Annotated in this window: 12 protein-coding genes; 8 read left to right on the forward strand and 4 right to left on the reverse strand. The window is 61.4% G+C overall.

The genetic code is table 11. The features are described 5' to 3' along the window. Positions 1 to 22 precede the first annotated feature (22 nt). From hslV to ED655_RS05445, 3 genes are read left to right on the forward strand one after another with little or no spacing between them, the layout of a single operon-like run. A complete protein-coding gene (gene hslV / locus ED655_RS05435) occupies positions 23 to 604 on the forward strand; it encodes an ATP-dependent protease subunit HslV (RefSeq protein WP_122039042.1) in 582 nt (193 codons plus the stop codon). Continuing rightward, on the forward strand, positions 604 to 1,920 hold the full coding sequence (gene hslU / locus ED655_RS05440; RefSeq protein WP_062164223.1) for an ATP-dependent protease ATPase subunit HslU: 1,317 nt from the start codon (positions 604 to 606) through the stop codon (positions 1,918 to 1,920). Before hslV ends, hslU begins: the two co-directional genes overlap by 1 nt. Next, on the forward strand, positions 1,917 to 2,366 hold the full coding sequence (locus ED655_RS05445; RefSeq protein WP_062164224.1) for a SufE family protein: 450 nt from the start codon (positions 1,917 to 1,919) through the stop codon (positions 2,364 to 2,366). The genes hslU and ED655_RS05445 overlap by 4 nt, the downstream gene beginning before the upstream one ends. Before the next feature lie 102 nt (positions 2,367 to 2,468). Here the strand turns inward: ED655_RS05445 and ED655_RS05450 are convergent, their stop codons facing one another. Beyond that, the gene (locus tag ED655_RS05450; RefSeq protein WP_062164225.1) at positions 2,469 to 2,711 is read right to left on the reverse strand and encodes a hypothetical protein; all 243 of its coding nucleotides are present in this window, start codon (positions 2,709 to 2,711) and stop codon (positions 2,469 to 2,471) included. A 137-nt stretch (positions 2,712 to 2,848) separates the two neighbouring features. Beyond that, the gene (locus ED655_RS05455) at positions 2,849 to 5,266 is read right to left on the reverse strand and encodes a glucose/quinate/shikimate family membrane-bound PQQ-dependent dehydrogenase (protein ID WP_062164226.1); all 2,418 of its coding nucleotides are present in this window, start codon (positions 5,264 to 5,266) and stop codon (positions 2,849 to 2,851) included. A gap of 287 nt (positions 5,267 to 5,553) precedes the next feature. Here ED655_RS05455 and rpmI point away from each other — a divergent pair, with 287 nt between their 5' ends. From rpmI to lpxB, 5 genes are all read left to right on the forward strand, one after another. Further along, positions 5,554 to 5,757: a 50S ribosomal protein L35 gene (gene rpmI / locus ED655_RS05460; protein WP_023978115.1), complete on the forward strand. Its 204-nt coding sequence runs from the start codon at positions 5,554 to 5,556 to the stop codon at positions 5,755 to 5,757. A gap of 11 nt (positions 5,758 to 5,768) precedes the next feature. After that, a complete protein-coding gene (gene rplT / locus ED655_RS05465; RefSeq protein ID WP_062164227.1) occupies positions 5,769 to 6,155 on the forward strand; it encodes a 50S ribosomal protein L20 in 387 nt (128 codons plus the stop codon). A gap of 129 nt (positions 6,156 to 6,284) precedes the next feature. Further along, positions 6,285 to 7,355, forward strand: a complete 1,071-nt coding sequence (gene pheS, locus ED655_RS05470; RefSeq protein ID WP_062165706.1) for a phenylalanine--tRNA ligase subunit alpha — start codon at positions 6,285 to 6,287, stop codon at positions 7,353 to 7,355. A 4-nt stretch (positions 7,356 to 7,359) separates the two neighbouring features. Beyond that, positions 7,360 to 9,822 carry a phenylalanine--tRNA ligase subunit beta gene (gene pheT / locus ED655_RS05475; protein WP_122049302.1) on the forward strand — a complete coding sequence of 821 codons (2,463 nt, stop codon included), beginning with the start codon at positions 7,360 to 7,362 and terminating at the stop codon, positions 9,820 to 9,822. Between the two features lie 6 nt (positions 9,823 to 9,828). Continuing rightward, a complete protein-coding gene (gene lpxB / locus ED655_RS05480) occupies positions 9,829 to 11,061 on the forward strand; it encodes a lipid-A-disaccharide synthase (protein WP_122049303.1) in 1,233 nt (410 codons plus the stop codon). A gap of 164 nt (positions 11,062 to 11,225) precedes the next feature. Here the strand turns inward: lpxB and hisI are convergent, their stop codons facing one another. Both hisI and ygfZ read right to left on the reverse strand, forming a co-directional pair. Beyond that, entirely contained in the window at positions 11,226 to 11,648 is a 423-nt protein-coding gene (hisI, locus tag ED655_RS05485; protein WP_122049304.1) for a phosphoribosyl-AMP cyclohydrolase, read from the reverse strand. Continuing rightward, positions 11,645 to 12,448 carry a CAF17-like 4Fe-4S cluster assembly/insertion protein YgfZ gene (gene ygfZ / locus ED655_RS05490; protein ID WP_240993514.1) on the reverse strand — a complete coding sequence of 268 codons (804 nt, stop codon included), beginning with the start codon at positions 12,446 to 12,448 and terminating at the stop codon, positions 11,645 to 11,647. Before ygfZ ends, hisI begins: the two co-directional genes overlap by 4 nt. Between the last annotated feature and the right edge of the window lie 81 nt (positions 12,449 to 12,529).

Below are 12,529 nucleotides of genomic sequence, written 5' to 3' on the forward strand. Positions count from 1 at the left end.
CGCAGGGCTTATGTGAAGAGGCATGCACACTCATTCCTCTTCCCCCCATGACCCTGTTGGCTGGCATGGCACCACCATCCTCTGCGTTCGTCGCGACGGACAGGTGGCCATGGCGGGTGACGGGCAGGTTACGCTTGGCCAGACGGTCATCAAGGGCAATGCCCGCAAGGTACGGCGCATAGGGCCCAAGAATTCGATTCTCGCCGGGTTTGCCGGGGCGACAGCTGATGCCTTCACCCTGCTCGAGCGCCTTGAAGCCAAGCTGGAGCGCTATCCCGACCAGCTTGAACGGGCCTGTGTCGATCTGGCGAAAGACTGGCGCACGGATCGCTATCTGCGTCGGCTGGAGGCCATGATGGCGGTGGCCGATGCCCATCGCTCCTTCACACTGACCGGCAATGGCGACGTGCTTGAGCCTGAGGACGGAATCATCGCGATCGGCTCCGGCGGCAATTACGCGCTTTCGGCCGCGCGTGCGCTCATCGATATCGAGGGGCTGAGTGCCGAGGATGTGGCCCGCCGTGCGATGAAGATTGCGGGCGATATCTGCGTCTACACCAATCATTCGGTCCGGGTGGAATTGCTGGGCGGAGAGTCGCTGTAATGGAAATTCCGAATTACTCGCCGCGTGAGATTGTCTCCGAGCTTGATCGCTTCATTATCGGTCAGAACGAGGCCAAGCGGGCTGTGGCTATTGCCATGCGCAACCGCTGGCGCCGTGCGCAACTACCCGAAGGGTTGCGTGAAGAGGTCGTGCCAAAGAATATCCTCATGATCGGGCCAACCGGCTGCGGCAAGACCGAGATCGCCCGCCGTCTGGCGCGTCTGGCACAATCGCCTTTCCTGAAGGTCGAGGCCACCAAGTTCACCGAGGTCGGCTATGTCGGGCGTGATGTGGAATCCATCGTGCGCGATCTGGTCGAGGTGTCACTCACCATGCTGCGTGAGGCCCGGCGCAAGGACGTGAATGCCAAGGCCGAGCTTGCCGCCGAATCCCGCCTTGTCGACGCGCTGGTCGGTGAAGGGGCCACGGCGGACACCAAGACCAAGTTCCGCCAGATGCTTCGTAATGGCGAACTCGAGGACAAGGAAATCGAGATTCAGGTGGGGCGTGAGCCGGGCGCGGGTGAGATGCCCGACATGGCGGGTGGCACGGTCATGAATGCCGCTGCCTTTGGCGATCTCATGAAAAACCTCATGAACCGCTCCCCCCAGAAGCGTCGCCTGACGATCGCTGCCGCGCGTCAGCTTCTGATCCGCGAGGAAGCCGACCGGCTGGTGGATAACGACGCACTGACCCAGGATGCAGTGCGTCATGCGCAGGATCACGGCATCGTCTTTCTCGATGAGATCGACAAGGTCTGCGCCCGCTCGGGTGAAGGCGGTGGACGGGGTGGCGATATCTCGCGTGAGGGCGTGCAGCGCGATCTTCTGCCGCTGATCGAGGGAACGACGGTCACCACTAAATACGGGCCGGTGAAAACCGACCATATCCTGTTCATCGCATCCGGGGCCTTTCATCTGGCAAAGCCCTCGGACCTGCTGCCTGAGTTGCAGGGGCGTCTGCCTATTCGCGTTGAGCTGGCTGGTTTGACACGTGAGGACCTCAAGCGCATCCTGCTCGAGCCTGAGCACTCTTTGCTCAAGCAATATGTCTCTCTTCTTGGCACCGAAAATCTTACGCTCTCCTTTGAGGACGGCGCGGTGGATGCGCTCGCCGAAGTGGCGGCGGATATCAATGAACGTGTCGAGAATATCGGTGCCCGTCGTCTTGCGACGGTCATGGAGCGCCTGCTGGAAGATGTTTCCTTCAGGGCGTCTGACCGGAGCGGGGATACTGTGGTGATTACCGCGCAGGATGTGCAGGAGCGCGTTGCGCCTCTGGCCCGCAAGGGCGATCTGAGCAGGTTCATCCTGTGAGCGGCGCGGTAACGGATCTCCCTTTCGTCCAGCCCGTGGATGGCACGGCGGCGGAGGCCATTGCGTCGATCGGCGATGAACTTGCCTTGTTCGATGACTGGATGGATCGCTACGAATACATCATCGAGATGGGGCGCAACCTCCCGCCCTTTCCTGCTGAGTGGCAGAATGATGGGCATCGTGTGCCCGGCTGCCAGAGCCAGGTCTGGCTTGAGGCGCATGAGTCAGATGGCCGCCTGTTCTTCGCCGGTGCGTCCGATGCGGCCATCGTGAATGGGTTGGTGGCTCTGCTGCTGCGCGTCTATTCCGGGCGTGACCGGGCGGAGATCGAGGCGACGGACCCGACATTCCTGCATGATCTGGGACTGGTGAAGGCGCTCTCGACCAACCGTGGCAATGGGGTTGAGGCAATGGCCCAGGCCATACGGGCCCGAGCCCGGGCCTGATTTTGACAGGGTAGAACGGCAATCAAGAAAAAAGGCCCGGTCTCCCGGGCCTTTTTTACATGGAACAACCCGAACTGCGAGAGGCGGAGACCGCCCCCTAAATCAGTTCTTGCCAGGGGCCCCATCAGCGGGGGTCGCGGGTGCGGTCGTCTTGCTATCGTCCTTGGAGGCGGCATCAGCCTTGCACTTGGTGAACTTGCCCTTGGCATCGCGGCATTTCTCGGCCTTCGGCTTTTCGCATTTCACGAACTTGCCCGAGGTCGCATCGCGGCAGGGCTTGGCGTAGGCAACAGGGGCTGCGGCTGTGCCGAGCAGCACGGTCAGAGCGAGAAATCCACGGAGCATGATGAAATCCTTGGCTGAGGTTTCAGCAACACTCTGACATTATTCGTCTCTGTGCAAGAGCCGTGCAGGCCCTTTGAAGCCAGGCACAAAAAAACCCGCCAAAAGGCGGGTTTTCCTGTTTCCGAAACCGGGAAGGATCAGTTCGGCAGAGCGTAGGCGATGACGTAATCGCCCATCTTCGTGCCGAAAGAGCCGTGACCACCGGCATAGGTCACGATGTACTGCTTGCCATTGGCAGAGTAGCTCATCGGGGTGGACTGGCCACCGGCGGGCAGACGGTCCTGCCACAGGGTTTCACCCGTCGTGACGTTGTATGCGCGGATGTAGAAATCCAGCGTGGACGTCAGGAAGGCGACGTTGCCGGCCGTGGTGAGCGGGCCACCGAGGCTGGGCACGCCAACCTTGAGCGGCGGAAGCTGGATGGGCAGGGCGCTATTGTACAGGCTGTCACGCAGCGTGCCATTGCGATGCTGCCAGACCACCTTGTTGGTGCGCAGATCGATACCAGCCATGTAGCCCCACGGCGGACGCTTGCACGGGATCGGCAGACCGATGCGTGTGGTGATCGGGTTCAGGAACGGGCTCAGCATGATGGCATAGGGTGCGCCATAGTTGTGCTGCAGGCCGGTCTCGCCGCCCGAACCCTTGGCGTCCTTTTCGGGCCAGAGCGGGTTACCCGGACCACGGGGAACCAGACGCGACACGAAAGGCAGGGCGATCGGGTTGGAGATGGCGATCTGACGCTGCGGATCGACAGCAAGACCACCCCACTCGAAGATACCCAGATTGCCCGGGAAGATCAGCGAGCCACGCTCGGACGGTGCCGTGAACGTGCCCTTGTAGTCGAGCTGATGGAATGCCACGCGGCAGATCAGCTGATCGAACACGGTGCCACCCCACATGTCCTTGCCCGTCAGCAGGGCCTTGGGGCGCAGCGTCAGATCAGAGAAGGGCTGTGTGGGAGCAACGTGATCGCTCTTAACCACTTCCTGCGGCACGGGAAGCTCGGGTGCAGGCACGATCAGCTTGCCGTCGCGACGGTCGAGAACGAAGATGTTGCCCGTCTTGGCCGGCGCGTAGATGGCCGGAATAACGGTGCCGTCCTTCTGGGTGATATCCACAAGGCTCATCTGGGCCGGAAGATCCATGTCCCACAGATCGTGGTGCACGGTCTGGTAGCTCCAGGCCAGCTTGCCGGTATCGGCGTGCAGGGCGAGCACGGACGACGCATAGCGTTCGGCATCGGGGGTGCGGTTGCCGCCCCACTGGTCAGGGGTCTGAACGCCGGTCGGGATATAGACCAGGCCCAGATTGGCGTCATAGGACGCGGTGATCCACGAGTTGGGCGAGTTGGCGACGTATTTGTGGTCACCGCTTGGCATTTCGTTCGGGTCGGGGTTCGAGGGGTCGAACACCCAGACGAGCTTGCCTGTGAACAGGTCGAAAGCACGCGTAACGCCCGAGGGCTCCTTGGTGGAGTTGTTGTCGGTCACGGCCCCGGAAACGATCACGACCTTGTCTGTTACGACAGGCGGTGAGGTCGGCTCGTAGCCGCCAACATGGTCATACGGCATGTAAGGCGTACGCAGGTCGATCTCGCCATTATTGCCGAAGCTCGGGCAGGCCTTGCCGGTCTGGGCATCGACAGCGAACATGCGACCATCATTGACGGGCAGGAACAGGCGCTCATGGCACTCATCAGGGGCCGGCGTGCCATCTGACGTGACGGCGCTGGCATCGGATTTGTGGTAGGTCACGCCACGGCAGGTCAGATGCTGGAAGCCTGGATTGACATAGAGATGGGGGTCGAACACCCACTTCGTCTTGCCGGTTGCGCCATCGACGGCCCACAGCTTCTGGTGCAGCGAGCAGAAATACAGCGTGCCATTGACGGCAAGCGGTGTCGCTTCGTTGGTGGCTTCACCGGGGTCGTTCGGGCCCTTGAAGTCGCCCGTACGCATGGTCCAGGCAACCTTGAGCTTGCTGACATTGTCGGCATTGATCTGGGTGAGCGGGGAGAAGCGATCGCCATACTGGGTACGGCCATAGGCCTGCCAGTCGCCATCGGGCACCTGGGCGGCATCGCTGCCAGCGGCGGCGATCTTTTCGGTGGGCAGATTGCCCGCCTTGTCACCCGGATCCTGCACGAAGGCCACGACCACGACAATCAGCGCAAGGACGACGCTGCCGAGCAGGGGTAGGGTGGCGAGGCGGCTCGTGGTGATCTGGCGGCTGACGAACGGCAGGAGCAGCCAGATGCCGAGAATGGTGATGACGTCGCCGCGCGGCACGAGCGACCAGAAATCGATGCCGATTTCGCTGATCGCCCAGATGAGCGAGCCGAGAATGATCAGGGTATAGAGCCAGAAGGCGGCCGCGCGGCCCCTCCAGACGAGATAGGCGGTCGCCAGAAGGGCAATACCGCAGACTGCGTAATAAGGGGTGTCGCCATAGCTCAGGAGCCAGACACCGCCGAGTGTCAGATAAATGCCACAAAGGGCAAATATCACGGCGGTGAGGGCTGCCCAGAACCGCGGCCGGGAAACCGTGTTCATGCGTCGTCCTATGTGTGGTTTCGTGTTCGGAAACGTTGCGAAAAGAGACCGCGTCGTAAAAGGCCCAAATGTTGATCTACGTCAAGAACGTCCCATATTGTGGTTAAGGTTCTGTCTAACCCAAAGTAAATGTTTTAGCGCGTTAAAATGGGTTGTGCAGGGCAGAGATATCCTTTAGGTGCCCCCTTTCGAACGCGCGTCCAGGCGATGGTAGGGCATGCCTGGCCGCTTGGTAACGCCCGCAAGCAATTGCGGGAGGTTGCCTGATATGTCGAGAGGAGAATGAAATGCCCAAGATGAAGACCAAGTCGTCGGTCAAGAAGCGGTTCAAGATCACCGCGACCGGCAAGGTGATGTGCGGTCCCGGCAACAAGCGCCACGGCCTCATCAACCGTCCGCAGAAAATGAAGCGCACCAATCGCGGCCCGCAGACCATGACAGACATGGATGCGAAGACCGTGAAGCAGTGGGCCCCCTACGGACTGGCTTGAGGAGCAGATAAATGGCACGTGTTAAGCGCGGCGTAACGACGCACGCCCGTCACAAGAAGGTTCTGGATCTCGCCAAGGGTTACCGCGGCCGGTCTTCTACCAATTATCGTATCGCTCTCGAGCGCGTCGAGAAGGCTCTTCGTTATGCCTATCGCGACCGTCGCAACAAGAAGCGCGATTTCCGCGCTCTGTGGATCCAGCGTATTAACGCTGCTGTTCGCGAGCAGGGCCTGACCTACAGCAAGTTCATCAACGGACTGGCAAAGGCTGGCATCGAAATCGACCGTAAGGTTCTGGCCGCCATCGCATTTGATGACGCCGCAACCTTCGCCGAGATCGTGAAGTTGGCGCAGATGGCTCTTGAGCAGTCCGCTCAGGAACAGACGGCGCAGGCCTGATCAAAGGCTCTAGCCTCCGGATTTCGGCTTCGGCAGATTTCCGGATTTGATAGAAAACGGGTCGTCCTGTATCAGGACGGCCCGTTTTCTTTTTTGACGATACCAGTTGACCGATGGGACAGGCGAATGATGGGCGATGATCTCGAAGCGCTGAAAAGCGAAACTCTCGAATCCCTGGCGCAGGCGCAGGATCACGCCAGCTGGGACGCCATTCGCGTTGGGGTGCTCGGCAAATCGGGGCGCCTTACTGTCCTGCTCAAGGAACTGGGCAAGATGACGCCCGAGATGCGCAAGGAGCGTGGTCAGGCACTGAACCGACTGCGCGATGCGCTCAATACGGCTGTTGAAGAGCGTGGTCAGGCCATTGCCGAGGCGGCGCTGGAGGCCCGGCTGAAATCCGAGCAGGTCGATGTGTCGATGCCTGCTGTCTCGACTCCGCTCGGGCTGCTCCATCCGATCAACCGAACGATCGAGGAGATGACCGCGATTTTCGGTGCCATGGGGTTCTCGGTAGCCGAGGGGCCGGACATCGAATCGCAATGGCACAATTTCTCGGCGCTCAATACGCCCGACCATCATCCTGCGCGGACCGAGCACGACACATTCTACCTGCCTGCATCCCATGAGGAGTCGCCGCCGCGTGTGCTGCGTACCCAGACATCGGGCGTGCAGATCCGCACCATGCTGACCGAGCCCCCGCCGATCCGCGTCATCGCGCCGGGGCGCACCTATCGCGCCGATCATGACGCCACCCACTCACCGATGTTTCATCAATGTGAAGGACTTGTCATCGACCAGGGCATCACGCTCGGTCATCTCAAGGGCTGTCTGATCGAATTTTTGCGCATCTTCTTCGACAAGCCGAACCTCCCTGTCCGTTTCCGCGCCTCCTATTTTCCGTTCACCGAGCCCTCGATGGAGGTTGATATCGGCTGGTCGCGCCAGACGGGTGAGATTGGCGGTGGGACCGACTGGCTCGAGGTTCTGGGCTCGGGCATGGTTCATCCGCGCGTGTTGGCCAATTGCGGCCTCGATCCCGCCATCTGGCAGGGTTTTGCCTTCGGCATGGGCATCGAGCGTCTGACCATGCTCAAGAACGGTATTCCCGATCTGCGCTCCTTCTATGAGAGCGATTTGAGATGGCTGCGTCATTACGGCTTCTCTGCCCTGTCCTCCGTCAGCCTCGCAGAAGGAGTCTGAGACCATGAAATTCACTCTGTCCTGGCTGCGCGAGCATCTCGATTTCACGGTTTCGCTGGATGAGATCGTCAGCAAGCTCAATGCCATAGGCCTTGAGGTCGAGAGCGTCGAAAATCCCGCCGACTCGCTGCGTGGCTTCCGTGTCGCCAAGATTCTTGAGGCTCATCGTCATCCCGACGCTGACCGGTTGCAGGTCTGTGTGGTGGCCGCTGGTGGGGATTACGAGAAGGTGCAGGTCGTCTGCGGTGCGCCCAATGCCCGCGCCGGCCTCCATGTGATCTTTGCCCCGCCGGGAACCTATATCCCGGGCAGCGACATCACCATCAAGGCAGGCAAGATTCGCGGGCAGGAAAGCGGGGGTATGCTGTGTTCCCTCCGCGAGCTGGGTCTCGGGGCGGAAAGTGACGGCATTGCCGAGCTGCCCGAGAATGTCGTGCTGGGTCAGCCCTATGCAGACTATGCGAAGCTCGATGACCCGGTGATTGATATCTCGATCACGCCCAATCGTGGCGATGCCCTCAGCGTGCGTGGCATTGCCCGGGATCTGGCTGCTGCCGGATTGGGCCATCTCAAGCCGTGGCTGGTTGAAACAGTCGAGGGGCAGTTTGCCTCACCGATCAACTGGGACATCCAGTACGATACGGCATGCCCCTATATTGCCGGGCGTCTGGTACGTGGCGTGAAAAACCGCCCGAGCCCCGACTGGCTGCGTCAGCGCCTCGAATCGATCGGGCTCAAGCCGATCAGCGCGCTGGTCGACATCACCAATTATCTCACCTTCGATCTGGGGCGTCCGCTCCATGTGTTCGATGCGGGCAAGATCAGCGGCAACACCCTGTCTCTCACCCGTGCGGCACGTGAGACGTTCCGCGCACTGGACGGGCGCGATCTCGTTCTCGGCACGGATGACCTTGTGATTGTCGATAGCGCTGGCGTGCAGTCTCTCGCTGGCCTGATCGGCGGTGAGGCGACGGGCGTTTCTGACGAAACGACGGATGTATTCATTGAGGCCGCTCTGTTCGACGCGGTGCGTATCGCCCTGACGGGGCGCAGGCTCGGCATCCATACCGATGCCCGCCAGCGTTTCGAGCGTGGAATCGATCCGGCACTCGTTCTGCCCGGCCTGGAGGCTGCCACGCAGCTCATCCTGTCGCTTTGTGGCGGTGAGGCCAGTGAGATCACCAGCGCTGGTGCAGTTCCCGCCTGGCAGCGTGAGGCATGGCTGCGTTTCGATCGTCTCGAGACGCTGGGTGGCGTCGAAATCCCTTCGGGGGAAGCCACACGCATCCTTGAGCATCTTGGCTTTGCCGTGCGTGAGCAGGATGAGACACGCGCCTGTTTTGCGGTGCCATCATGGCGCAATGACGTGGCGACAGGTGTCACGCTCGATCAGGCACCCCATCTCGACCCTGCCCAGGCCCAGAACGCTGCGGCCTCGGTTCATGCCATCGAGGCAGAAAACGACCTGATCGAGGAAGTGCTGCGTATCTACGGGCTGGACTCGGTTCCCCCGTTGCCATTGCCGCTCAGGACAGCGATTGCCGCTCCCGCCCTGACGCCGGCACAGGCCCGTCTGGGCGATCTGCGTCGACTCTGCGCGTTGCGTGGGCTGGTGGAGACCGTTGGCTTCTCCTTCGTCTCGCATGAGGACGCCCTGCTGTTCGGTGGAGCGCCTGAGGGGCTGCGTCTGCTCAACCCGATCGCTTCCGACCTCAACCAGATGCGCCCCACGCCGCTGATCAATCTGGCCCGTGGGTGGCAGCGTAATGCGGCGCGTGGGCTGAGTGATGCGGCCCTGTTTGAACTCGGCCCCTGCTTCCACGCAGATGGGCAGAAGCTCGTGCTGGCCGGGCTGCGTGGTGGTGAGACGCCAAGGCGCCCCGGCATGCGGGCACAACCCATGACGTTGTGGGACGCCAAGGCGGATCTTATGGCGGCGCTCGAGGCACTCAAGCTTCCTGCCGAGGCGCTGAGCGTGACGGCCGATGCGCCCGGTCATTACCATCCTGGCCGCTCGGGTGTTGTGCGTCAGGGTCCAAAGACGGTTCTGGGCTGCTTTGGCGAACTGCATCCCCGCGTAACACGCGCCATGGGCATCGACTCGACGCTTGTGGTGTTCGAGATTTTCCTTGATGCCGTGCCGCTGCCCAAGGTCAAGCGTCGCCAGCCGCCTGCGCTCTCGGCGTTCCAGCCTGTCAGTCGCGATTTTGCCTTCATCGTGGCACCAGGTGTGGAAGCTCAGGCCGTTCTCAAGGCCGCCCGTGGTGCCGAACGGGCGCTGATCAGCGATGTGAGCCTTTTCGATGTGTATGAGGGCGGGTCGCTTGAGGCGGGCCATCGGTCATTGGGCATCGAGGTCACGCTTCAGCCCGTCAAGGCGAGCCTGACCGATGAGGAAATCGAGGCTGTTTCCGAAAAGATCATTGCAGCCGTTGCCAAGGCAACCGGCGCAACGCTGAGACGCTGAGGCTCCATGCCCCATTCTGCCATCACCCCTCGCGTCATCTGGCTTCTGGCAGGTGAGGCCAGTGGTGATGTGCTGGGCGCCCACCTCATGCAAGCGCTTCACGCGCGCGACCCGCATCTGATTTTCGTTGGAATCGGCGGTCCGCGCATGGAGGCTCTGGGCCTTGCCAGCCTGTTCCCCATGCGGGATCTGGCGGTGATGGGGCTGGTGGAGGTGCTGCCGCGCATACGACAGCTTTCCCAGCGCCTGAACGAGGCGGTCAATGATGTGGTGCTGCGTCAGCCCGATCTGATTGTCACGATCGACTCTCCCGGGTTTGCACTGCGCTTTCTCAAGCGTCTGCGACATGTGACTGTACCGAAAATCCATTATGTCGGTCCGCAGGTCTGGGCATGGCATGAGAAGCGCGTCCATAGTTTTCCCGAACTCTGGGACCGGTTGCTTTGCCTCCTGCCGTTTGAGGTGGAGTGGTTCGGCGAGCGCGGCGTCGCTGTTGATTTCGTCGGTCATCCGGTGCTTCAGTCAGGGGCCGATCAGGGGGATGCGAAGCGCTTTCGGCTGCGTCATGGCATTGCCGACGAGGCACCTGTACTGATCCTGATGCCGGGCAGCCGTCGCTCCGAGGTGCCACGCCTTCTGCCGATTTACGGCAAGATGCTCGCCCTGCTGAAACAGCGTTTGCCGGGTATCGTGCCGGTCCTGCCGCTTTCGCCGCTTGTCGCCCAGACGGTACGCGCTGCCGTGGCACGCTGGCCGGTCAAGCCGATCATCGTGACCGAGCTGCATGACAAGCATGATGCTTTCGCCGCAGCAGGCGCAGCCCTGACCAAATCGGGCACGTCGACGCTCGAGCTGGCTCTGGCGCATGTGCCGATGGCGGTGGCTTATCGCGTCAATCCGGTCACGGCGTTCATGGCGCGTCGTCTGATCAAGGTGAAATATGTGGCGATGGTCAATCTGCTTGCAGGGCGGGAGGTTGTGCCCGAGCTTCTGCAGGAGCGCTGCACGCCAGAGGATCTGGCGGATGCGTCCTATGCCCTGTTGACCGACCCGGCGCTGGGGGCGGCGCAACGTGACGCCTTCGATGCGGTCATGGCGCAGCTGCGCCCTCCGGCATCGCCAAGCCATAACGGTACCCCGTCAGATGCGGCGGCAGAAGCGGTGCTGCGTATCCTGAACGAACGACGCCCGGTGACAGCGCTGGGGAGTGTCGCGACAACTGAGCCCGACGCGTCCTGAGACGTCTCAGGAGGCACCTGCTGTGGGCCCAGCGGCCTCAGCGTGCCGAGGTGGGGGGTGTGATTCAGTGAGGGAAAGGCCCCGTTCGCGTCACGGATAAGCCCTCGGCAAGCGCCAGCCCTTTTCATCAGACGGGAAGAAAGAGGCAGGAAAAGAGGCAAGGCTCAGTGTGCGCTGCCATAGAGCTGTTCGGGGGTGACTTCCGGCGCACTCGTATCCCGCAGCCCCTCAGGGACGACTTCATGATAAAAGCAGCTGCGACGGCCAGTGTGGCAAGCCACGCCTGTCTGGTCCACGAGCAACAGCACAGCATCGCGATCGCAATCCAGCCGGGCCGAAACAAGGGTCTGGCGCTGCCCAGAGCTCTCGCCCTTGCGCCAAAGCCTGTCGCGGCTGCGTGAATAGTAGCAGACCTGACCGGTTGCGAGCGTCTCGGCCAGCGCCTCGCGGTTCATCCAGGCCAGCATCAGAACATCATGCGGCGCCTCTGCCGCCTGGGCGAGGGCCGTGATCAGCCCATCCTCATTGAAATGCACCGTATCGAGCAGGGTGTCGATCGTCTGCTGATCGGGGGGGAGGTAGCTCATGATTCTTCGTCCTGAAACCAGTCGGGAATGATGGGTGTGAGGGTTACTCCCTCATGATGCACGGGCGTTGTCCAGACCTCGCGACGTAAAAAGGCAAGGCCATGCTGCCCGAGACTGCTGCGCATCTGACCGATCTCGCGCCCTTCAGCCATCAGAATGGTACCGCAGGGGGGGAGGGGACCATTACCCTGCACGGGCACCAGACGCTTTTTCACCAGCCCACGGTAATGGGTACGGGCGGTGAGTTCCTGCCCCATATAGCACCCCTTGGTGAAAGAGATGCCGTGCAGCCAATCGAAATTCGCCTCGATCAGCAAGGTCTTCTCGCTCTCGCAATCCTGCGCATCGGGCAGGCCCAGCGAGAGGCGGTGGACATGATAGGCGGTGAGATCGGCCTGATCGGCAGTGTCAGATCCCTCAGTGACACGGCGCCATCCTGCATCAGGATGTCTCGGGTCACGACGTGCGCCCTCGTGGGGAGTGTCATCCCAGAGGGCTTCCACGGAAAGAGCGGTCCGCTCCAGCGCCACGTCAGCGCGCAGGCGGAACCGCATCAACCGGCTGATCAGAAAATCAGCGTGATCGGCAGGTACGTCGAGCAGAAGGCGCTCGCTCTCATACCATAAAAAGAAATCCGAAAGGTAGCGGCCCTGGGGTGTGAGATAGCCTGTCCAAATCAGAGTCTCGTCTGAGGCAGCATTGACGTCGTTCGACACCAGTCCCTGAAGAAAGCTCACCCTGTCCCGGCCACTGAGGGAGAGAATAACGCGATCCGTGAGCCATGCTCTTGCCATTTTCATTCTCCAATCCGGACAGTATTGGATGGAGATGCGGGTTGCAGCCTGCTGAAACAAGAGAGAAAATGTGAAAGCGACGCATGC

This window comes from Asaia bogorensis, assembly GCF_900465345.1.
GTDB lineage: Bacteria > Pseudomonadota > Alphaproteobacteria > Acetobacterales > Acetobacteraceae > Asaia > Asaia bogorensis_A.